21 protein-coding genes and 2 tRNA genes are annotated in these 21180 nt (G+C 45.9%); 3 read left to right on the forward strand and 20 right to left on the reverse strand.

Features of this window, described 5'->3' with window-relative positions:
- Positions 1-222 precede the first annotated feature (222 nt).
- From GGR07_RS08235 to mnmA, 5 genes are all read right to left on the reverse strand, one after another.
- Entirely contained in the window at positions 223-1242 is a 1020-nt protein-coding gene (locus GGR07_RS08235) for a branched-chain amino acid aminotransferase (protein ID WP_034543411.1), read from the reverse strand.
- 55 nt (positions 1243-1297) lie between these two features.
- Positions 1298-1507, reverse strand: coding sequence for an exodeoxyribonuclease VII small subunit (xseB, locus tag GGR07_RS08240; protein WP_021645267.1), 210 nt, complete (start codon positions 1505-1507; stop codon positions 1298-1300).
- Positions 1508-1647: 140 nt separating this feature from the next.
- Positions 1648-2916: an exodeoxyribonuclease VII large subunit gene (gene xseA, locus GGR07_RS08245; RefSeq protein ID WP_051322496.1), complete on the reverse strand. Its 1269-nt coding sequence runs from the start codon at positions 2914-2916 to the stop codon at positions 1648-1650.
- Between the two features lie 79 nt (positions 2917-2995).
- Positions 2996-4354, reverse strand: coding sequence for a S8 family peptidase (locus GGR07_RS08250; protein ID WP_034543432.1), 1359 nt, complete (start codon positions 4352-4354; stop codon positions 2996-2998).
- 20 nt (positions 4355-4374) lie between these two features.
- Positions 4375-5466, reverse strand: a complete 1092-nt coding sequence (mnmA, locus tag GGR07_RS08255) for a tRNA 2-thiouridine(34) synthase MnmA (RefSeq protein ID WP_021645270.1) — start codon at positions 5464-5466, stop codon at positions 4375-4377.
- A gap of 174 nt (positions 5467-5640) precedes the next feature.
- Between mnmA and GGR07_RS08260 the strand changes: the two genes are divergently transcribed.
- Entirely contained in the window at positions 5641-6522 is an 882-nt protein-coding gene (locus GGR07_RS08260; RefSeq protein WP_021645271.1) for an exodeoxyribonuclease X C-terminal domain-containing protein, read from the forward strand.
- Here the strand turns inward: GGR07_RS08260 and ispF are convergent.
- A complete protein-coding gene (gene ispF / locus GGR07_RS08265; RefSeq protein WP_021645272.1) occupies positions 6497-6976 on the reverse strand; it encodes a 2-C-methyl-D-erythritol 2,4-cyclodiphosphate synthase in 480 nt (159 codons plus the stop codon). The two genes, GGR07_RS08260 and ispF, sit on opposite strands and share 26 nt — an antisense overlap.
- 145 nt (positions 6977-7121) lie before the next feature.
- Between ispF and GGR07_RS08270 the strand changes: the two genes are divergently transcribed.
- Positions 7122-7628, forward strand: a complete 507-nt coding sequence (locus tag GGR07_RS08270; protein ID WP_147298128.1) for a hypothetical protein — start codon at positions 7122-7124, stop codon at positions 7626-7628.
- A gap of 114 nt (positions 7629-7742) precedes the next feature.
- On the opposite strand, the gene GGR07_RS08275 is transcribed toward GGR07_RS08270, so the two are convergent.
- A complete protein-coding gene (locus GGR07_RS08275; RefSeq protein WP_021645274.1) occupies positions 7743-8357 on the reverse strand; it encodes a fumarylacetoacetate hydrolase family protein in 615 nt (204 codons plus the stop codon).
- Positions 8354-9010 (reverse strand): redox-sensing transcriptional repressor Rex, encoded by a 657-nt coding sequence (locus GGR07_RS08280; protein ID WP_021645275.1) that lies wholly within the window; start codon positions 9008-9010, stop codon positions 8354-8356. The genes GGR07_RS08275 and GGR07_RS08280 overlap by 4 nt, the downstream gene beginning before the upstream one ends.
- A 167-nt stretch (positions 9011-9177) precedes the next feature.
- Here GGR07_RS08280 and GGR07_RS08285 point away from each other — a divergent pair, with 167 nt between their 5' ends.
- Positions 9178-9525, forward strand: a complete 348-nt coding sequence (locus GGR07_RS08285) for a translation initiation factor (RefSeq protein WP_021645276.1) — start codon at positions 9178-9180, stop codon at positions 9523-9525.
- 214 nt (positions 9526-9739) lie between these two features.
- On the opposite strand, the gene tsf is transcribed toward GGR07_RS08285, so the two are convergent.
- The 12 genes from tsf to GGR07_RS08345 form a co-directional block, all read right to left on the reverse strand.
- Complete coding sequence (tsf, locus tag GGR07_RS08290; protein WP_021645277.1) at positions 9740-10564, reverse strand: translation elongation factor Ts; 825 nt, start codon at positions 10562-10564, stop codon at positions 9740-9742.
- A gap of 128 nt (positions 10565-10692) precedes the next feature.
- Positions 10693-11529: a 30S ribosomal protein S2 gene (gene rpsB, locus GGR07_RS08295; RefSeq protein ID WP_027325971.1), complete on the reverse strand. Its 837-nt coding sequence runs from the start codon at positions 11527-11529 to the stop codon at positions 10693-10695.
- A gap of 185 nt (positions 11530-11714) precedes the next feature.
- Entirely contained in the window at positions 11715-12101 is a 387-nt protein-coding gene (gene rpsI, locus GGR07_RS08300; protein ID WP_021645279.1) for a 30S ribosomal protein S9, read from the reverse strand.
- A 6-nt stretch (positions 12102-12107) separates the two neighbouring features.
- Positions 12108-12569 carry a 50S ribosomal protein L13 gene (gene rplM / locus GGR07_RS08305; RefSeq protein ID WP_021645280.1) on the reverse strand — a complete coding sequence of 154 codons (462 nt, stop codon included), beginning with the start codon at positions 12567-12569 and terminating at the stop codon, positions 12108-12110.
- A gap of 448 nt (positions 12570-13017) precedes the next feature.
- Positions 13018-13509 carry a DUF4488 domain-containing protein gene (locus GGR07_RS08310; RefSeq protein WP_021645281.1) on the reverse strand — a complete coding sequence of 164 codons (492 nt, stop codon included), beginning with the start codon at positions 13507-13509 and terminating at the stop codon, positions 13018-13020.
- Positions 13510-14087: 578 nt separating this feature from the next.
- Positions 14088-15074: a DUF3828 domain-containing protein gene (locus GGR07_RS08315; RefSeq protein WP_021645283.1), complete on the reverse strand. Its 987-nt coding sequence runs from the start codon at positions 15072-15074 to the stop codon at positions 14088-14090.
- Positions 15075-15348: 274 nt separating this feature from the next.
- Positions 15349-16752, reverse strand: a complete 1404-nt coding sequence (gene asnS / locus GGR07_RS08320) for an asparagine--tRNA ligase (protein ID WP_021645284.1) — start codon at positions 16750-16752, stop codon at positions 15349-15351.
- A 102-nt stretch (positions 16753-16854) separates the two neighbouring features.
- Positions 16855-18267 (reverse strand): pseudouridine synthase, encoded by a 1413-nt coding sequence (locus GGR07_RS08325; RefSeq protein ID WP_034543409.1) that lies wholly within the window; start codon positions 18265-18267, stop codon positions 16855-16857.
- A 66-nt stretch (positions 18268-18333) separates the two neighbouring features.
- Positions 18334-19680 (reverse strand): adenylosuccinate lyase, encoded by a 1347-nt coding sequence (gene purB / locus GGR07_RS08330; protein ID WP_021645288.1) that lies wholly within the window; start codon positions 19678-19680, stop codon positions 18334-18336.
- 347 nt (positions 19681-20027) lie between these two features.
- Positions 20028-20105 (reverse strand) — tRNA-Val (locus GGR07_RS08335).
- A gap of 37 nt (positions 20106-20142) precedes the next feature.
- Positions 20143-20220, reverse strand: a tRNA-Val gene (locus GGR07_RS08340).
- Positions 20221-20623: 403 nt separating this feature from the next.
- Positions 20624-21178 (reverse strand): sugar O-acetyltransferase, encoded by a 555-nt coding sequence (locus GGR07_RS08345; RefSeq protein WP_122056690.1) that lies wholly within the window; start codon positions 21176-21178, stop codon positions 20624-20626.
- Positions 21179-21180: the final 2 nt, after the last annotated feature.

Here is a 21180-nt window from a genome sequence, read left to right on the forward strand (position 1 = left end):
CTGCTTATCTGTGTGGTTATATCAAATTCGATAAACATATACAGCCTTACCCTACATAGCTTCCAATGGCTTTCCTGCCACAACTCCAGGCCTCTGAAGGAAACAAATACAGACATTTGCACAAACGTCAGTTGTGTGTAATGCTTTCGCTGACACACCGGCAGGCAGTACATCCGCTTGAATCGACGACAACCTAAAGAGATTCGAAATCAGTAATCTACATTATTCCACGATTGTCACCCAACCGTACGTATCGGGTTCATCGCCATACTGAATGGCACGCAGCTTATTGTATAGCTTTGTACAAACAGGGCCCGGTTCTCCGTCCTTCGAGATTACGTATGATTTGCCATTATCCAAATCGTCGATCCGCTGGATAGGACTGATTACGGCAGCCGTTCCACAAGCACCCGCCTCTTCAAACGTAGCAAGTTCTTCTTCCGGTATCGGACGGCGTTCTACTTTCAACCCCATATCTTGGGCAAGTTGCATCAAGCTCTTGTTGGTAATAGAAGGAAGAATGGAAGAAGATTTGGGAGTAATATACGTGTTGTCTTTGATTCCGAAGAAATTGGCAGCACCGCATTCGTCGATATATTTCTTTTCTTTTGCGTCCAGATAGAACTCGCAAGAGTAGCCAAGATCGTGTGCTTTCTTGTTGGCACGCAGACTGGCAGCATAATTCCCCCCCACTTTGAAAGTACCGGTTCCATGCGGAGCAGCACGGTCATACTCACGAATAATAACGTACGGGTTGGTAGAAAAACCGCCTTTGAAGTAAGGGCCTACAGGGGTTACAAATACCACAAACATATATTCGGTTGCCGGACGCACACCTACTTGTGCTCCGGTTCCTATGAGCAACGGGCGAATGTAAAGAGATGCGCCGGTGCCGTAAGGAGGGATGAACCGATCGTTCAGCTTCACTACTTTCAATATCGCTTCCTTAAAGCGTTCTGTAGGCAATTCCGCCATCATGATTCCTTGGCAGGTAGCTTGCAGACGTGCTGCGTTCTCTTCGAGGCGAAAGATGCGTACTTTACCATCTTTGCCGCGGAAAGCTTTCAACCCTTCGAAGGCTTCCTGCCCATAGTGCAGACACGTAGCCGCTATGTGAAGATTGAGATACTCGCTGCTGCTAACTTCCAGTTCTCCCCACGCACCATCGCGGAAATTGATTCTCACATTGTAATCTGTCTTCATATATCCGAAAGACAAATTCGACCAGTCTATTTCTTTCATATCATTAGGTATTAGTAAGTATGTCCTACATCTGATGAATATACAAAAGTAGATGTTATTCTTCAGATTCCCTCTTTTCCCGCAATATTTTTTCTACCTCCCGATCGGCTTTCGTCAGTTTCTCTGTGCAAAAAGAGATAATCCGGTTGGCCTCTTTGATTTTATCGCTCAGCACGTCAATATCCAGCTCGTTATTATCAATCTGGCGGACTATCTCTTCGAGACGTTCCATCGCCTGCGTATAAGTTTCTTTTTTTGTTGCCATTTTCCTAAAGTTTAGTAATTGTACATTTGCCGCACACAAGTATAGCTTCAAGGTTATCAAACAACCGCCATCGTGAGTCTACATTATCGATGTTCGGTAGAAGTGGATCGTACTTATATACTTTGCATCCACACCACCTTTCAGTGATTCTTCGAACGGTTATTTACTAAATTTGCTCCTTCTATGACTGTAGACTGCACATTGCCTTTTGCCAATCGCGTGGTCAAGCAATCTCCTGCTTCCAGTTGCGAGGCATCCGTGACAGCTTTCCCGTCTTTCATAGTGATGCTGTAACCGCGCCTCAGAACTTTCTCGGGCGAAGCGTCTACAATACGTTGTTTTAAAAGCTCCAACCGATGCCGATGATGTGCCAGTAACGCTGATATGCCTTGCGATAAGTCCTTACGTACAGAAAAGAGAGCGAAACGTTCTTCCGTTAGTTTACGACGGATAACTGCAGGAATACGGCTCCTGATATCGATCAACCGACGCCACTCCATATCAAGAAGCGCGGTCGCTCCTTGCCGGACATGTTCCGACAGCTCAAACAAGCGATCGGCCGCTTCCGCCATGCGGGATATTAAAAACTCGGCGGCAGCCGTAGGTGTTTTCACACGGGTATGAGCCACGGAATCGAGCACGGTATCGTCCCGTTCATGTCCGATGCCCGTAATGACAGGCAAAGGAAACTGCGCGCAGGCGGCCGCCAACAGATAAGTATCGAAGCCTGACAAATCGGAAGTGGCTCCTCCTCCCCGGATGATAACCACAACGTCGAACTCACCCACTCGGCTGTATACCTTATCCAGAGCCGACAATACAGACTGTTCCACCTGATTCCCCTGCATCAACGCCGGAAAAAGTTCGGTATGAAAGAAGAAGCCGCGCGCATTGTGATGCAAATGGTGGCAAAAATCGCCGTAACCCGCTGCCGTCGCGGAAGAAACCACAGCCACACGTTGTGGAAGAACAGGCATTGCCAGCTCTTTATTGAGTGTCAACACCCCTTCTTCCTGCAATTGTGCCAAAATTTCACGGCGACGCAAGGCCATATCTCCCAACGTGTACGCAGGATCGATGTCAAGAACCGTCAGGCTGTAACCGTAAAGTTCGTGAAACTGTACCGTCACCTTAACCCGAACTTTGATACCGGAAGTAAACAACCGGCCGGTGCTCTCTTCAAAGTATGGCTTCAACAGTCGGAAAACGTAGTTCCAAATCATCCCCCGGGCTTTGGCAATGAGGTTATTGCTTCTCGGATCTTTCTGTACAAACTCAAGGTAGCAATGTCCCGTGGCATTAGTGTGTACATCGCTCAACTCCGCCTGTACCCAATACTCGTCCGGCATCGACTGTTCAAGGGTTTCCCTGACCAGTGAGTTCAGCTCTACAAGTTCCATTGCCATCATTTCCATTCCCGTACTCCTTGTCTGTCTTTTAAATGCTGTTCAGCAGTGAAACGCTTCCTCCGCCGGTACACCTTTTATCTTATTTGTTGCTGACTTTCAGGTACGCTTTCCACAAATCGGGCACTCCGTAACCGTAGATGTTGTCCGGAAAATCGGCCCGATCTCCAGAACGGCGTACCAACTCGATCACTTCCTTTGCCGTAAGTTCCGGGCAAGCCTGCCACAGGCAAGCCACCATACCGCAAACGATGGGCGAAGCGAAAGAAGTTCCGTTGGCGCGGCGAAGATTGCCATTCGTTCCCATGACGTCAGAAGCCAGGCCGACAGCCACTACATCGGGCTTCACACGCCCGTCGGTCGTATTCCCGATGGAAGAGAAAGGCGCCAATACACCTTTTTTATCAACCGCCCCTACGGTCAGTACGTTTTCCGCATCGGCCGGAGGGGTAATCTTCTTCCAAGGGCCCGCTCCTGAGTTACCGGCACTGCAAACCATAACAATTCCCTTATCGGCTGCACGGGACGCCTGGCGGGACATCAGCGCGTATTGTCCGTCCAAATCACGAAAACGATAGTTTTTCGAAACATCATCGAACTTATAGTATCCCAGCGACGTATTCACCAAATCAACCCCTACGCTGTCGGCAAATTCGATGGCGGCTGCCCAATAATCCTGCTCCACCAGATGCTCCGAATATTCATCTTCACTCCGAATCAGCCAGTAGGAGGCCTCGGGAGCCGTACCGACCATAACGTTCGGAAGATTCATCGCCATGCAAGAAAGCACACACATTCCGTGGTCGCTCTCCGCATAAATATCGGCATCGGGATAAACGAAATCGCGCGTTCCCAGAATGCGAAGATTCTTCATGGCTTCTATACGGTCGACGTTGTGAAACCCCGCATCGATAACACCAATCGTCATGCCTTGTCCTTTGAATCCCGCTTCGTGAAGCAAATGGGCACGGCTCATCTCTATCTGAGTGATGGCTTTGCCGTACAGACTGTCCGAGCGAGCCGGTGCATTCACCAAAGAATCGCGCTTGGTGGCTTTTTCCATCTTGCCTGTCCATACTTTCTCGGCAGAACGGACAAAAGGCAGGTCGACAATCGCCTTTATAAGAGTACTGTCGCTGCAGGAAACGGTCACAAAATTATCCCATTTACCGGTCACCACCACATGAACTCCTTTTTTACGTATGGCATCGACATATTTCTTGCATACGGGTAGATCGGTGGAATCGAGCGGTAGCCCCTGCCTCTTCCTTCGCTCGATGGACTTGCGCGAAAGGAACTTCTCAGGCCTACGCAGCGAATATTCCGTAGCCGCTTTATCTTTCAAGCCAATGCGATACTTCAATGTGTCGGTGGGCACGAATTGGGCAGAAGCGCCCAAAGCCACAATCAAAGCTCCGAAGAGCCATAGAATTTTCTTCATCATCATATAATATTTATACGTTATTTTATATCCGAAGCAAGAGTTTGAATCACCAGCCCGATTCCACGCTGTGAAGCTATGAAAGCTCCGCCGAGCACTCGTTTCCCATCGTAGAACACAGCCGATTGTCCGGGAGCTATGGCCGAAGCTGGCTCGAGAAACCTGACGAGCAGGCGACCGTCTTCCAACCGTTTCACCCTGCAAGGAAGCGGACGGCTGCGGTAGCGAATGCGTACAGTGAGATTGTCACAGCCGAAAAGCTTTTCTTCACTCACCAGTTTATCCCGTTCCACGAGCATATATTCGGTTTTCAGCTGATCGGCGTCTCCCAACATCACGGTATTCTTCTCCGGATTGATCTTCAGTACATAAACAGGTTTTCCCAAAGCAATATCCAACCCCTTCCGCTGACCGATGGTGTAATAAGGCGCACCTTTATGTTGTCCCAATTTCACACCCTCGGGACTGACAAACCAGCCGGGTCCGATCTCACGATCGATCTCGGGACACTGCTCACGCAGAAAGTCGCGATAGTCTCCTTTGATAAAGCAAACCTCCATACTCTCGCCTTCTTTCGACTTGGCTTCATATCCACGGGCAGCCAGATATTCGCGGACTTCCGACTTGGTATAGTCACCCAACGGAAATATACATCGCCTGATCACCTCCTGCCCGACTTGCCAGAGAAAGTACGACTGGTCTTTTTTTTCATCATCTCCCGCAACGATATAAATCCGCCCGCTACATTCTTCCAGACGAGAATAATGCCCGGTCGCAATCCAATCGCACTCAAGCCGATCTGCCCATTCCGTCAATACACGAAACTTGAAAAGAGGGTTGCACATCACACACGGATTGGGTGTACGTCCTTGCCTGTACTCTTCTACGAAGTTCCTGACAATGGTATCTTTAAAAGGGATGCGCTCATCCGCCACGAAATGTTCGATACCCATGCGTGTCGCCAATTCCGCGGCATCTTGCGGTTCGTCTCCCCATACACGCATGGTGACACCCACAATCTCATATCCCTGTTCCATCAGCATCAGGCAAGTAGCGGTACTGTCTATTCCGCCGCTCATGCCCACCAGCACTCTTTTATTCCGTTCTCTCATCCAAAATCGAATTGTATTCGTGCAAAGGTAATAGATATACAGTTAATTACCTAACGGAGAATCCATAAAAAGGATGTTAACGCACTCCACAGCAAAGGTTCTTGTTTGCCGGAAAGTTGCTTTTCTCAAATAAAATTCATACATTTGAGATATATACTAAAAGAGCAAGCAACAATGGCTAATCCGAACATACCGGGAGTTTCCGAAAGCGAGCAGGCCTTATTGTATGCCAAACTGAATGAATACAACCGAGGCAGGGCCTCTTTCAAGGAGGCAGGAGTTTATCTGGTCGTACTGCCCCGACCGGAAAAACCCCGGTACTCGCTCTGGCTTTATTCGCCGCTCCCCGAAAGACAGACAATTCTTTATATCCGTGATCTGACCGCCGATGTACACACATCGCTACGCATGGCAAGCAGTATGCTTTATTATTCGCGCCGCTGCCTCATCCTCATGGAATACAACGAAAAAAGGATGCAGAGTCGCGGAGAAGATCTGATATTCTTCGGCAAGTATCGGGGACATTTTCTGCACGAAATCCTGGAGGTAGACCCCAACTATTTGAGCTGGATAGCCTATAAGTTCGTGCCTCAAATTCCGAAGCAGGAGAGGTTTGTCAAAATTGCCCGGGCTTATCACTCGGTGCATCTCGACCTGATGTTACGCAAAACGAAGGAGATGCGGAGAAGCAGCCGTTTTTTAGGAGAAGAAGGAGAAACAGTCACCGATTTACGGCTGAAAGTCATGAAGGTGAAATTGGAAGATGATCCTTACAAGACAAGGGTCATCGACGGCAGAACCCCGGAGTTTTATGTCACGCAACGGATCACCCTGCATGACGCAAGCGGAAACCTCGTCGTATTGGCTATTCGATCCAAACACCCCAGTCCGGCATCATGCACCCTGCCCGCCATGGTTCACAAATATCGTCCGGGAGAAATCATCTACGTGGCGTCGGCACGGATTGCCCGTACTTTCCAACGCTACGGTTCGAAGTTCACCCGACTGAGCCACGTAAAGCTTATCAACCTTAATCTTTCTCAATCAACACAGTAGCATAAGCAGACATTCCCTCTTCGCGTCCTGTAAAGCCGAGTTTTTCAGAGGTGGTGGCTTTGATGGCGATTTCATCCGGGGTGATGCCCATCACATTCGCCAAAGTTTCCTGCATCAGAGGGATATGCGGTTTCAACTTCGGCTGTTCGGCACAGACCGTAGCATCCACATTTCCCACGCGATACCCTTTTCCGGCAATCAACCCGACCGTCTTCTTCAATAGAATCTTACTGTCTACATTCTTGAACTCTCCCGCCGTATCGGGGAAATGAAAGCCGATATCGCGCATATTGGCAGCACCCAGCAGGGCATCGCAAATAGCATGCACCAGTACATCGGCGTCCGAATGTCCCAACAGTCCTTTGGTATGTTGCAAAAGGACTCCTCCCAACCATAACTCACGACCTTCGACCAAGCGGTGGACATCGTAACCAAACCCAACTCTTATCTTCATAACTGTTCTTATTTTACCGTATTAAATCCGATTAAACCCGCAGCTTTGCAGGCAGGTTTCGATGAATCAAGCTGAAAATGTTCTTTTTCTGTTCTTTAAAACGATCCATTCGGCTATCTTTGCAAAAGTACAAACAATTATTGAAATGAGTAAGAAAATAGCTCGGTTAGTTATCCTTTTCTTATGGGTAGGCATTTGCCGGATGTCTGCACAGATGGAAACTCTTTCCAATGGTTCTGACAGTCGCCCGTATCCCACCATTCAATTCGATGAAAGTCATGGAAGTCTACAGTCGGCATGGACGACTACGTTCAGCAACCTCCCTATTCAACCGGACGAAAGGCTCTGTCCACCAACGATAAAATACGAAATCCGACGAGTGGGCAATTATTGTTTTCTGATTAAACAGACAAGCCGGCGACCGCTCTCCTTCGCCTCAGGGTCAGAGGCTGAAAAGGGAAGGCCCCGATATTCGCTGTCAGTCCCGGCAACCTTCAATATAAAAAAACTGAATCTGCCCAAACTGCACGACCCGTATGCCGAAGAAAAGGTAACAGCGTTCGACTTATTCATGAACGTCCTTTTCGAGAGTATATTTTTTCCCGACAATAACAATTACTTCCGGTACGGCAGAAGCACCATCGACAACTGAAAAATCGCTCCGGACAATGAGAATATTTGGGGTAGCTGCGAACAAAACCCTGTCCGGAAGTGAAAGGTAACGCAGAATTGCAATGCAATGACGCATGCAGCACGAAAATACACCTTAACGAATGTAGAAGTCGAGCAGCTTTTCCTCCTCGAGGTATCCTTGCAGATGCTGACCTACACTGACAGGCCCTACTCCCGCCGGAGTACCCGTAAACAGCAGGTCGCCGATTTTCAGCGTCACGAAACGGCTGACATAAGCAATCAGGTCATCGATTTTGAAAAGCATATCCGCCGTGCATCCGCGTTGTACCTCCTTCCCGTCTACGGTCAGGTAAAAATTCAGCGATTGGACATCCCCATAACGCGCCACAGGCACAAACGTCCCGATAGCCGCCGAAAAGTCGAATCCCTTGCAAAGTTCCCACGGATGCCCCGATTTGCGGAACTTCCGTTGAAGGTCGCGCGCAGTAAAGTCGATTCCTACTGTCACAGCGTCATAGTACCGGTGCGCAAAACGGGAGGAAATGTTTTTGCCCAACCGGTTGATGCGCACCACCAATTCCGTTTCGTAATGAACCTCTTCGGAAAAGTCGGGAATAAAGAACGGTTTCCCGTCTTTCAGTATAGCCGAATCAGGCTTCATAAAAATCACCGGTTCCGTATTCACCTCCGTATGCCCCAGTTCTTCGTTGTGCTGGGCATAGTTCATTCCCACAGCTATAATCTTCATCCTTTGATTTCGTTAAAATTCAACCGATTGAACATCACCGCCAGATGCGCATAAAGAGAAGTGTTCTGCACCACTATGTTCTCGGGTACACGAATGCGGAAAGGGGTAAAGTTCCATACCGCCTTGATGCCTCCATCCACCATCTTGTCGGTGATATCCTGAGCGATACTGATAGGCACGGTAAGCACTCCAATGTTTACGTCATACTCTTTCATCTTCGCTTCGAACTCATCGGAGTGGAAGATAGGAATACCGTTCAAGTCTTTTCCTACCAAGTCGGGCTTTACGTCGAAAGCTGCCACAATCTCCAGTCCGAAATGACGCAGTCCCGAATCGCCGAGCAATGCGCCGCCCAGACTACCTACCCCGAACAAGAAAGCCTTGTGCATATCCGTAAATCCGAGAAAGCTCTCGAGCACCTCAATCAGCGCATCAATACTGTATCCCACTCTTGTACGTCCCGAAATGTTTACATACGACAAATCCTTGGCGATCTGCGAAGCGTCAATATTTATTTGTTTGGATATTTGTGTAGAAGAGACATATTGCTCTCCTTTTTCTTTCATCAGCTTTATATTCGACAGATACCAGGGAAGTCTCCGCAAGGTAGGCTCCGGCACTTTATCCGCCTCTTTCCGTACACAAGTGCTCATACTGCTTACTAAAATTGGTATATGCAAAAATACACTATTTTTTTATACTGACAATCTAAGTAGTCGAAAACCTTAATAGAGATTAAACAAAACGACGAAAACTCCGCCTTATTTTGCTCTTTCCGACAAGTTTCATACTTTTGGAAAGAGAATAAAGATGACAATTTATGAAAAGGAACGATTGGAAAGACAGACTCAATGTGGTATATTCTACTAATCCGGACTTCAGCTACGAAACCGAACCCTCCGAAGAGACAACCACTCTCGAAAAAAACCGCCAAAAGCTGCGCGTGTCGCTCGACCGTAAGAACAGAGGGGGAAAAATTGTGACGCTGGTAAACGGATTTGTGGGCAGCGACGAAGACCTGAAAGAGCTTGGCAAACTGCTGAAAAGCAAATGCGGAGTGGGCGGATCGGCAAAAGACGGGGAAATCATCGTACAGGGGGACTTCAAGACGAAAGTTACGGAACTGTTGATAAAAGAGGGATACACACAAACAAAGATGAAAGGATAAAGGAAGTGCTCCCTGAAAGTGAACTTTCGAGTATACCCCAAGATACCTGAGAAGCCATATCTTACCTCAGCATAGAGTTCAGATATGGCTTTCTTATTGTTTTAGCAATTACGATTCGTTATTTTTTCGAGAACGCATTTTAGTCTCAACACTATTCTCTTTATTGTTACTCACGCAGATTGTGAATATCTAACGGAATCATCCGACAGCCGCATTATTCAGCTCTCAAAGTGAAACGTTTGAATGCAGTTACAGTCAGGTCCTTATCCTGAGTTTTCAAAAAATCGGCTACAGTCATTTTGGCGTCCTGAATATACTCTTGCTTCAACAGGCATACCTCTTTATAGAACTTACCGATACGCCCCATAGCAATCTTTTCGATCATGTTCTCAGGTTTGCCTTCCTGGCGAGCCTTGTCGGCAGCGATCTCTTTTTCTTTTTCCAATACATCGGCGGGAACATCGTTCTCGTCGATAGCGATCGGATTCATGGCGGCAATCTGCATAGCCACTTCGTGGCCTACTTTCGCGTCTGTTTCTTTATTCAGCACCACCATCGTGCAAAGGAAGTTCTTGCCTTGGTGATTGTATACTGAGATAGAAGGACCTTCAACAGTTGCATAACCGTCCAGTTCCATCTTTTCACCCGTAATACCGCTTCTGCCTGTCACAGCGTCGGCTACCGTACCGTTACCCATCGGAAGAGCTTTCACTTCGTCCAAAGTCTGGCATTTGTTAGCAATAGCGGCATCCAGAATATCTTGAGTCAACTTCACGAAATCTTCGTTTTTAGCAACGAAGTCGGTTTCGCACTTCAAAGCAATCATAGCGCCAAACCCGTTCTCAGCCTTAGCCAATACACAGCCTTCGGAAGCTTCGCGATCAGAACGTTTTGCGGCAACAGCCTGTCCTTTCTCACGGATAATCTTCATTGCTTGATCGAAGTCGCCATTCGCTTCAGTCAACGCGTTTTTGCAATCCATCATACCAGCTCCGGTCATCTTACGCAGCTTGGTAATATCAGCCATAGTTACAGCCATAATATCTCCTTTTATTTTATTTAATGAATAATAATTTCGAAACAAAAAAATGTGCCAATCTGCCAATCAAAAGCCGGATGTACGCGAATACATCCCAACCATTAGCAAATTGGCACATTATATTCTAATTAAGCCTCTTCGTCTTCCTTCATGAAAGCAGCAGCCTTAGCCGCATTGATAGCTTCCTCGTCAGACTTATCGAGTCTTGCTTTGGCCGATTTCTTCTTGCCTCTGTTGGCAGGAGCTTCACCGGCAGCTTCCATATCTATTTTTTCAGCTTTTCTTTCTTCCAAACCTTCTTGCATTGCAGCGCAGCAAGCTTCCAGAATAACTTCTACAGATTTTGTAGCGTCATCGTTGGCAGGAATTACGAAATCGATGTTCGAAGGATCGGAGTTTGTATCTACGATACCGAAAACAGGGATACCCAGACGGTTGGCTTCACGCACTGCGATGTTCTCTTTCATTACATCGATTACGAACAAAGCGGAGGGCAAGCGGGTCAAATCTGCGATTGACCCCAAAGTCTTATCCAACTTTGCGCGTTGACGAGAAATCTGAAGGATTTCTCTTTTAGAAAGATTGGCATACGTTCCGTCGTTAGTCAGCTTGTCGATCGTAGCCATTTTCTTCACAGCCTTACGGATAGTCGGGAAGTTAGTCAACATACCGCCCGGCCAACGCTCGATTACATAAGGCATATTTACAGACTGGGCCTTCTCGGCAACAACCTGTTTCGCTTGTTTTTTAGTAGCAACAAAAAGAACTTTTTTGCCCGATTTGGCAATCTGTTTCAAAGCTTCGGCAGCTTCGTCTACTTTTGCAACTGTTTTGTGGAGGTCGATGATATGAATACCATTGCGTTCCATGAAAATATAAGGAGCCATTGAAGGGTTCCACTTTCTCTTAAGGTGTCCGAAGTGGCAACCGGCTTCCAATAATGTATCAAAATTTGTTCTTGACATTTCTTTTTTCTTTTTAATCGTTTACTTTCTTTTTTGTTTTTCTAAACCAACCGCCGGGTAGTCTTTACCGAGTCCCGGTAGTTTAGATACTAAACGTAATTCAGTCTACGAGCCAATCAGGCCGACAGGAAACAAGGAGAGAATCCTCGCTCGTGAATTTCTTCGTTTGCGAACCTATCAACCGATTAACGTTTACTGAACTGGAATCTTCTGCGAGCTTTCGGTTGCCCCGGTTTCTTACGTTCAACAGAACGTGGGTCGCGGGTCATAAAGCCTTCAGCGCGAAGGGCCGCTTTGTCTTCAGCATTGATCTTAACCAAAGCGCGGGCGATAGCCAAGCGCAAAGCCTGAGACTGGCCTGTAAAACCGCCGCCGCACAGATTCACCTTGATGTCGTACTTCTCAGCAGCACCCAGTTTGTTCAATGGCTGTTTTACTACATACTGAAGAATAGTTGATGGAAAGTACTCTGCAAGGTCTCTCTTGTTAATAGTAATCTTTCCTGTACCTTCGCTAACGAATATGCGCGCGATCGCGCGTTTACGTCTGCCTAATGCATTTACTACTTCCATTATTTCTTATTTATATGAATTAATATCGATCTTTTTAGGGCTCTGAGCAGCATGTTTGTGTTCGCTTCCCGCGTAAACATACAGGTTCTTCAGCAATTTTGCTCCCAGAATATTCTTGGGAAGCATGCCCTTCACTACTTTTTTCAACAATCTCTCTTCACCGTTCGGTTTGGCCATCAAACGCGCGGGTGTCATTTCTCTCTGACCGCCGGGATAGCCGGTATGCGACAAATATACTCTGTCATTCCATTTGTTTCCGGTCAATTTAACTTTGTCTGCATTGATGATGATTACGTTATCACCGCAGTCAACATGAGGAGTAAAGTTCGGTTTGTACTTTCCTCTCAACAATTTTGCAACTTTCGCTCCCAGACGTCCCAATGTTTGGTCGGTAGCGTCAACAACAACCCATTCTTTGGTTACTGTCGCTTTGTTTGCAGAAATGGTCTTGTAACTTAAAGTATCCACTCTTAATTTTCTTTTTTAAATGTTACTACTAAAAATATTCTTCACCACTCATCAACCCTCCCCGGACAAAGGAAGACTAATGTGCTATGAATTAATCTCTTATCATTATGTGATAATAATCGGCTTGCAAAAGTACGGCTTTTCTTTGAAACAGCAAACTATTTCTCTCTTTTTTTGGATTTATACGGTTGATTGACAGCACAAATTGAAACAAAAAACACCTTATTCCACGCAAAGCCCGCAGTGATGAATATACTCACAGCTTTAACGTAGAACCCGGCAGAGGAAGACGGTCGAGACAATTACTTCTCGCTATTCCGCTCACTACTTTAACGTGAAACGCCGATGGCAAACACCTTCAACACAGATCACACTAGCCTGCTCACTACTCTGAGGCAGGGCCTCGCGGAAGTGCCAACAAGCGTCACTGCTTTTGACAGAAGTATCACTACCTGACTATATCCTCAGGAAATTTGGCAGGCATAGTGAGCCTTTTCCATGTCTCATGATACCAAGCGTTCAGCTCGTGCCCATACAAATCTTTTTTGATAAAATACTTTAAGTACAAGAGTGTATTATCCACAATCTCAAAGATCAGTACATTATCTTTGTTATCCAGCATCGGAAGGTGAATATTTTTCTCAATGCTTTCTTTATAAGTAGTGTCGCTCAGTTGGACATACGCACCATATCCGGTAATAATAGCATCCGAACCGGGTATAAGAGTAAAATTAACAATACGCCCGTCTTCCGACAATACTTTAAATGTATTACTGGGTTTCAATTTTCCCGGCAAGTCTGCGGCTTCTGAAACGTAATGGCAGAGCTGCCATATTCCCTTTAGTTCGGCCGGTTTGAAATCTTTCTTTTCTTGGGCCTTCCCACCTGCTACCGCCAACAGCATCACTGAAAGCATGGTAAAAAAAATCTTTTTTTTCATAGCAATATGATTTAAAAATTACCGATAGCTAATCCATATGGCCAAATATATACATTTTTTTCGAGAAAACCGCTATTATGCGCTACAAAAGATCACATATTCTTCAACAATCTTCATTATTAGGTAAATATATCATTTATGACCTTTCTTCCCCCATCTCCGCCACCCGGTTCGCATATTCATTTACAACCGTTATTTTCATCTAACCAAACAAAGTTTCAACAACAGAATAAAGGCGGCGATTATTGCACAATCGAAAAAAGGAGAAAATAAAATGACTCAAAACGAGCCTTTAGTGATTCCACCGATACTCGTTCCGCTGCCATTGAAATTCCCATGGAAATAAGAGAGTGAACATAGTACATCATGCTCCAAGAAAGCAATTAATTCGAAAGTTTTACCCCTAATTATAGGCGAATCATATAGCTATTTCTCCGACTCAGTGAATATATATAGCCAGCACGGTAAGTATATATGGACAGCATGGTAGACATATATGTCTACCACGGTGGGTATATATGCCTACCACGGTGAGTATATATGGATAGCAAGCCTATCTATTTATGCTATTATATAAGCTATAAATTTCTGCTTTCCGTCCAAACTTTGTCGATCAAATACCCCTTTCCTTTCTTTACAACACCAATATTGACAGATTTGACCGATTTTCCCCAATATGTATAAGTCATTCGATAAGAACCTGTCGCCATAGGAGTGCAAATTATGGATGGAATCCAAAGCTGATCGAAGTCGAAATAATCAATTAGCAAATCATAACCGGGAAAGTCCTCATTCTCATTTGCCGATCGAATTTGCCTCAAAGCATTTTGAGAACAATATTTCGCACGCAAAGAATCCAAACGAGACGACAAGTCTACAGGCATGTCGCAATACGCTTGTACATAGGCATCATAGAATGTCTTTACAAAAGAAAGATGAGTAGAGTTATCAACAATCACTTGATGCTCTGTCCGACATAGCAGACTATCACCGTATAAGGAACCGTGCCATTCGGGAGTGATATAATCAATCAACAACCTGCCGCCTGTTTCTCTCAGTCTTATAGGGATATTAGTGCGATCCACAGAACCAGATGCATAACTAACCATATACCAGTTACCTTCCAGCTGTCTCACGTTGAATGTATTTGCGAAAACTTTGTCGAAATCCTGAGCACGGATGATTGGATCACTGTTTGTGGCGGAAGTCACTCTTCGTATCTTAGCTATTAAATCAGGCGTTAAGTTTGTCCGTACAAGCGTATCGTTTCTATCGTCTGCCGAATCAGAAACGTTTATGGCATAAGAGATATAAAAATCCTTAATCATTTTTATTTCCTTCCCTTCGTGTTGCTCAACTGGCTTTGACAGATCGCCTTCAGTGACAGACTGCCCGTAAGAAATACCGCATAAAAAGACAAACATCAAAAAGAGAGTTGCTTTTGCAGTATTGCTTTTTGTTTGCTTTGTCTTAAAAACAGCAATGCGATGATTAGATAAAAATTCCAGCAATCTCAAAGCAATGCTGGCAATTAAAAAGAATAAAAGGTTACTTAAGGCACTCATATTGAAGAAAGATATTTATTAAAATAAGATAATCCTTAAGCCGGTTTTACGGCAACTATACTTTGTTATAAGCACGGCATACAACATATAAAAAACATCCCGCTTCGAAACAAATGAATCCTAATATAATATGTTGGCGAATAAACAATGGCTATAAAATTCAACCATATCTATCCGCAAGGATTGTTTCGTGGCGGGATAGCTATAAGTGGCCTATCATCACGACTCCAAAGTTCGTTCAAAAAGATTACTCCGTACCGGAATAATCTTTTCTTTAAAATTCCGCGTTTCTCGGAGTACGTGGGAACGGTATCACGTCACGGATATTCGCCATACCCGTAACAAAAAGCAGCAGACGCTCGAAGCCGAGTCCGAAACCGGAATGCGGGCAAGTGCCGAACTTACGTGTATCTAAATACCACCACATATCTTTCATCGGGATATCCATCTCCTTGATACGTGCCTGTAGCTTCTGGTAATCGGCTTCACGCTCGGAACCTCCGATAATTTCTCCGATTTTCGGAAACAGCACGTCCATTGCGCGCACCGTTTTTCCGTCTTCGTTCTGCTTCATATAGAAAGCCTTGATTTCTCTCGGATAGTCGGTCAGAATAACCGGGCGTTTAAAATGTACTTCCACCAGATAACGCTCATGCTCAGAAGCCAAATCGGCTCCCCAATATACGGGAAACTCGAATTTATGCCCATTGGCCACTGCGTCTTCCAAAATCTTAATGCCTTCGGTATATGACAGACGAACGAAATCATCTTTCAGTACTCCCTGTAAACGCTCTACCAATCCCTTATCGAACATGTCGTTCAGGAATTTCACGTCATCGGCACAGTTGTCCAACGCCCATTGCACACAATATTTAATGAATTCTTCCGCCAAATCCATATTGTCGGTGATATCATTGAAAGCCACTTCGGGTTCGATCATCCAGAACTCTGCCAAGTGGCGGGGAGTGTTAGAATTTTCCGCGCGGAAGGTCGGACCGAACGTATAGATAGCCCCTAACGCCGTAGCCGCCAATTCACCTTCGAGCTGGCCTGACACTGTCAAACTTGCCTGCTTACCGAAAAAGTCATCATCATACTTTACAGCCCCCTCTTCCGTCTTTTCCAAATGTCCCATATCCAATGTCGTCACCTGAAACATCTGTCCAGCTCCCTCGGCATCGGAAGCCGTAATAATAGGCGTATGAAAATAGTAAAAACCTTTCTCGTGAAAGAATTTGTGAATAGCAATCGCCATATGGTGACGAATACGGAATACAGCTCCAAACGTATTGGTACGAGGGCGCAAATGAGCTATTTCGCGCAAGAACTCCATAGAGTGCCCTTTCTTTTGCAAAGGATAAGTATTGTCGCAAATACCCAGTACCTCAATTTCCCGGGCTTGCACTTCCACCTTCTGACCGGAACCTACAGACTCCACCATCTCCCCGTTCACACTCAAGCAAGCCCCCGTAGTGATCTGTTTCAGCATCTCTTCATCGAAAGAGGCCAAATCGACTACAATCTGCACATTATTTATTGTAGAACCGTCATTCAGTGCAATAAAGTTGACTTGTTTACTACCTCTGCGGGTGCGAACCCACCCTTTTACGTTGACTTTAGCCCCGAAATCATCACGTTTCAGCAAGTCAACAATTTTTGTTCTACTGATTTTTTCCATAACTATTTCTTATATTAGACACGAGTTGGAAGGCTTCAGATACAAAGCGAAAAGCATTCCGCCGTATCTTCACCCACCAACTCAGAAACTTTAAAATCTTGTTTATTCAAACGACCCCATACGGAGATAGTTTACTTCGGCTTCGGTCAAATAGCGCCAATCGCCGCGACGCAAACCTTTCTTTGTCAAACCGGCAAAGAAAACGCGATCGAGCTTTGTTACTTTATACCCAAGCGATTCGAAAATACGGCGAACGATGCGATTCTTTCCGGAATGAATCTCGATGCCCACCTGATCTTTCTTTACTTCATCCGCATAGCTGATAGCATCGGCATGAATTTCACCATCCTCCAGCTGGATTCCGGCTGCAATCTGTTCCATGTCGGCTTTCGTCAGATTCTTGTCGAGATGAACGTGATAGATTTTCTTTTTCAAGAACTTCGGATGCGTGAGCTTCGAGGCCAAATCACCGTCGTTTGTCAACAGCAACACTCCTGTCGTATTCCGGTCGAGACGTCCCACTGGATAAATACGTTCATTGCAAGCCCCCTTTACAAGATCCATCACCGTCCGGCGCTCCTGAGGGTCATCCGAAGTAGTAACCGTATCTTTCGGCTTGTTGAGCAATACATACACTTTCCGTTCGATGCTTACCGGCTCATCGTGGAATTTCACCACATCCGAACGTTTAATCTTTGTTCCCAATTCCGTCACTACCTCACCGTTCACAGACACGACTCCCGCAGTGATAAACTCATCTGCCTCACGACGAGAGCATATTCCAGCATTGGCAAGAAACTTGTTCAAACGAATCGGTTCGTTAGGATCGACATACTGTTCCTTATACTCGATCTGTTTTTTCTTGCTATATTTCGCATTCGGATCATAATCCGCCGTACGAGGACGCGGACGGTATCCGCCTTGCGAACGATCGTTGTTGAAACGCGGACGACTGCCGCTCTCACCGTAGTTATTATTAAACCGGGGACGACGTGAACGATCGCTGCCTTCACCATAATTATTATTACCACTCAATCGCGGACGATACGGACGGTCGCCACCCTCACGATTGAAAGAAGGACGTTGAGGACGATCGCCATACGAGCGTTGCGAACGGTCGGCCGATTCTTCATTGTTGAATCGCGGACGATACGGGCGGTCGCCACCTTCACGATTGAAGGAGGAACGTTGAGGACGATCGCCATACGAGCGTTGCGAACGGTCGTAGTCTCCTTCGCGGTTTGCATTAAACCGCGGACGATACGGGCGGTCTCCACCCTCACGATTGAAAGAGGAACGCTGAGGACGATCGCCATATGAGCGTTGCGGACGGTCGTAGCTATCTTCGCGGTTTGCATTAAATCGCGGACGATACGGGCGGTCGCCGCTTTCGCGGTTATACGAAGGACGATTGTACCCTCCTTCTCTATTATAAGCTCTGTTACCATCACGGCCGGCGCCTTCATTCTCTTGATTAAAAGAGTCGTCGCGCCATTCTTCATTTCCTGTGTTCATTGTTTTTTATTCGAATAAAATTAAACTTTGGCCTCACGGCCGGAATTCTCAATGTTATATGTAACGTTACACTCCCGTATATGTGTGCGGAGTGATTGTTCTTAATTCATCTTTTATATGCTCGTTCACATCCAGAGTTTCGATAAACTCCCTGATAGACTTCTCGGTAATGGCTTCATTCGTACGCGTCAAGGCTTTCAATGCTTCGTACGGATTCGGATAAGCTTCTCTGCGTAAAATGGTTTGAATAGCTTCGGCAACCACACTCCAGCAATCATCCAAATCACGGTAGATGGCCGATTCGTTAAGCAGAAGCTTTCGCAGTCCTTTCAACGAGCTTTGAATAGCAATAACAATATGCCCGAAAGGCACGCCCACATTGCGCAGCACGGTCGAATCGGTCAAGTCACGCTGCAAGCGCGAAACCGGAAGTTTTACCGCCAAGTGCTCAAGAAGAGCGTTCGCCAGTCCGAGGTTTCCTTCGGCATTCTCAAAGTCTATCGGATTCACCTTATGAGGCATAGCGCTCGAACCTACCTCTCCGGCTTTAATTTTTTGCTTGAAGTATTCCATCGAGATATACTGCCAGAAGTCACGATTCATGTCCACCATCACCGTGTTGATGCGTTTCATTGCATCGAAAACAGCCGACAGGTTATCGTAATTGGAAATTTGGGTGGTATATTCTTCACGTTCCAACCCCAGTTTAGCGGCAACAAAACGGTTGCCGAACTGCTTCCAGTCATATTGCGGATACGCCACATGGTGCGCGTTGTAGTTTCCGGTAGCCCCGCCGAATTTTGCCGTCAACGGGCAAGACTTCAAGATTGCAAGTTGACGTTGCAAACGATAGGCGAACACTTTCACTTCTTTCCCCAAACGCGTGGGAGATGCCGGCTGACCGTGAGTCTTGGCCAACATCGGGATATGTTCCCATTCGGCAGCGTAAGTCTCCAACTGAGCAATCAGCTCTTCCAGCAACGGATAATACACTCTTTCCAAAGCTTCCTTGACAGAAAGAGGAACAGACGTATTGTTGATATCTTGCGAAGTAAGGCCGAAATGGACAAACTCTTTATACGCTTCCATGCTGCCCAGTTTGTCGAACTTTTCCTTAATGAAATATTCCACAGCTTTCACATCGTGGTTCGTCACACTTTCAATATCTTTTACCCGTTGGGCATCAGCTTCGGAAAAGTTCAAATAAATGTCGCGCAGTTTATCGAATACACCTTTTCTCACTCCTTGCAGCTGGGGCAAAGGCAGTTCGCACAAAGCGATAAAGTATTCGATCTCCACCTGTACACGATATTTAATCAGCGCAAACTCGGAAAAATAAGCTGCCAAAGCTTTCGTTTTTCCTCTATATCGGCCGTCCACCGGTGAGACAGCCGTCAACACGTCCAGTTTCATACGTCTTATCAAGATAATTATCAGGTTGCAAAATTAATTCTTTTTATTGACTTATCCGCTCAAAGGAAAGAGAAAGTTTGCATAAAAACAGTAAGAAACAAAAAAGCTTTCAAAAAAACAATAAAGCGAAAGCAGAAACGCATTCTTCTCAAAGAGAAAGCTTGTCAGAAAAGAAGACTTTCAACAGACGAAAACCGAATGGAGTTATAAAATAGTTATAAGAAATAGTTTCTTATTTGCCTCTTTTTAGGGGCAAATAAGCCCTATTCGTACAAAAAAGAGAGCCGACATGAATCGTATGCCAGCTCACAGACAATGTAAAACACGTATTTTCAACCATTTAGGCTTGGTGGGCGTTGACGGATTCGAACCGCCGACCCTCTGCTTGTAAGGCAGATGCTCTGAACCAGCTGAGCTAAACGCCCGTCTTTTATATGATTCGGAAGTGCATCAGGATTTTCTTGGTGGGCGTTGACGGATTCGAACCGCCGACCCTCTGCTTGTAAGGCAGATGCTCTGAACCAGCTGAGCTAAACGCCCGTACACTTCCGTTTCAAAAGCGATGCAAAGGTACGGCATTTTTTGGATCCTGCAAGTATTTTACTTATTATTTTTTCTATTTTTTTGTTTCAAGAAAAAACAGTGTTGATTTTCAGCAGAAAACAAAGTTCTTTTTTTTTGCAAGTCAATAAAGAAGTAAAATGCCACAGCAAGAAGCAGAGTGCCCACAAAGCGAAGCGCAGGTGTTTACAAAACAAAAGCATTTAAAATAAGGCTTTGCTTCGCAATAGCTAACGGATTTGTTTAATGTTTTATTTCGTCTGCCGACCGTGTTTTATTCGTCTCTCGTCTGTGTTTTATTCGTCTGCCGTTCGGGAGACGAATAAAACACAGACGAGAGACGAATTGATTCTTGCAACAAAAGCAATTAAGTATCGTTATTTTAAGGAGTATTCTTGCGAATGACACGGGCAGGGTTTCCTACCGCTACGCTGTCGGAGGGAATGTCTTTCGTCACTACACTTCCCGCACCGATCACGCAACGGTCGCCGATGGTCACTCCGGGACAAATGATCGCTCCTCCCCCAATCCAGCAATCCGCTCCTATGGTTACCGGGAAAGCGTATTCACCGGAGGTTCTCCGTTGCAAATGATCCATCGGATGATGTGGCGTGTAGATTTGTACCGAAGGGCCTATCAGGGTATAACTGCCGACAGTGATGTACGCACCGTCTAAAAAAGTACAATTAGCATTGACGAACACATGTTCGCCCAACTTGATTCCATCTCCATGATCGCAGTAGAAAGGCGGAAAGATAACCGAAGTGGCGGGAATGCCGGGAACCAATTCTTCCAACAGACCGCGATAAGCCTCATCATACGTACTCAGTCCGCGCATTCGTGCCAATAGTTTTTTGGCACGTTCAAAACGTCGCTGCAGTTCCGGGTCGGACATATCCGCCAACTCCCCATTGCGCATTTTCTCCGGTTCAGTCATAC

Origin of the sequence: Bacteroides pyogenes (assembly GCF_014196225.1) — a bacterium.
GTDB classification, from domain to species: domain Bacteria; phylum Bacteroidota; class Bacteroidia; order Bacteroidales; family Bacteroidaceae; genus Bacteroides; species Bacteroides pyogenes_A.

Excerpts from the sequence above, each read along its gene's own strand:
- GGR07_RS08235 (WP_034543411.1), bottom strand. The coding sequence starts at position 1,242 with ATGAAAGAAATAGACTGGTCGAATTTGTCTTTCGGATATATGAAGACA.
- xseB (WP_021645267.1), bottom strand. The coding sequence starts at position 1,507 with ATGGCAACAAAAAAAGAAACTTATACGCAGGCGATGGAACGTCTCGAA.
- xseA (WP_051322496.1), bottom strand. The coding sequence starts at position 2,916 with ATGATGGCAATGGAACTTGTAGAGCTGAACTCACTGGTCAGGGAAACC.
- GGR07_RS08250 (WP_034543432.1), bottom strand. The coding sequence starts at position 4,354 with ATGAAGAAAATTCTATGGCTCTTCGGAGCTTTGATTGTGGCTTTGGGC.
- mnmA (WP_021645270.1), bottom strand. The coding sequence starts at position 5,466 with ATGAGAGAACGGAATAAAAGAGTGCTGGTGGGCATGAGCGGCGGAATA.
- GGR07_RS08260 (WP_021645271.1), top strand. The coding sequence starts at position 5,641 with ATGGCTAATCCGAACATACCGGGAGTTTCCGAAAGCGAGCAGGCCTTA.
- ispF (WP_021645272.1), bottom strand. The coding sequence starts at position 6,976 with ATGAAGATAAGAGTTGGGTTTGGTTACGATGTCCACCGCTTGGTCGAA.
- GGR07_RS08270 (WP_147298128.1), top strand. The coding sequence starts at position 7,122 with ATGAGTAAGAAAATAGCTCGGTTAGTTATCCTTTTCTTATGGGTAGGC.
- GGR07_RS08275 (WP_021645274.1), bottom strand. The coding sequence starts at position 8,357 with ATGAAGATTATAGCTGTGGGAATGAACTATGCCCAGCACAACGAAGAA.
- GGR07_RS08280 (WP_021645275.1), bottom strand. The coding sequence starts at position 9,010 with ATGAGCACTTGTGTACGGAAAGAGGCGGATAAAGTGCCGGAGCCTACC.
- GGR07_RS08285 (WP_021645276.1), top strand. The coding sequence starts at position 9,178 with ATGAAAAGGAACGATTGGAAAGACAGACTCAATGTGGTATATTCTACT.
- tsf (WP_021645277.1), bottom strand. The coding sequence starts at position 10,564 with ATGGCTGTAACTATGGCTGATATTACCAAGCTGCGTAAGATGACCGGA.
- rpsB (WP_027325971.1), bottom strand. The coding sequence starts at position 11,529 with ATGTCAAGAACAAATTTTGATACATTATTGGAAGCCGGTTGCCACTTC.
- rpsI (WP_021645279.1), bottom strand. The coding sequence starts at position 12,101 with ATGGAAGTAGTAAATGCATTAGGCAGACGTAAACGCGCGATCGCGCGC.
- GGR07_RS08310 (WP_021645281.1), bottom strand. The coding sequence starts at position 13,509 with ATGAAAAAAAAGATTTTTTTTACCATGCTTTCAGTGATGCTGTTGGCG.
- GGR07_RS08315 (WP_021645283.1), bottom strand. The coding sequence starts at position 15,074 with ATGAGTGCCTTAAGTAACCTTTTATTCTTTTTAATTGCCAGCATTGCT.
- asnS (WP_021645284.1), bottom strand. The coding sequence starts at position 16,752 with ATGGAAAAAATCAGTAGAACAAAAATTGTTGACTTGCTGAAACGTGAT.
- GGR07_RS08325 (WP_034543409.1), bottom strand. The coding sequence starts at position 18,267 with ATGAACACAGGAAATGAAGAATGGCGCGACGACTCTTTTAATCAAGAG.
- purB (WP_021645288.1), bottom strand. The coding sequence starts at position 19,680 with ATGAAACTGGACGTGTTGACGGCTGTCTCACCGGTGGACGGCCGATAT.
- GGR07_RS08345 (WP_122056690.1), bottom strand. The coding sequence starts at position 21,178 with ATGACTGAACCGGAGAAAATGCGCAATGGGGAGTTGGCGGATATGTCC.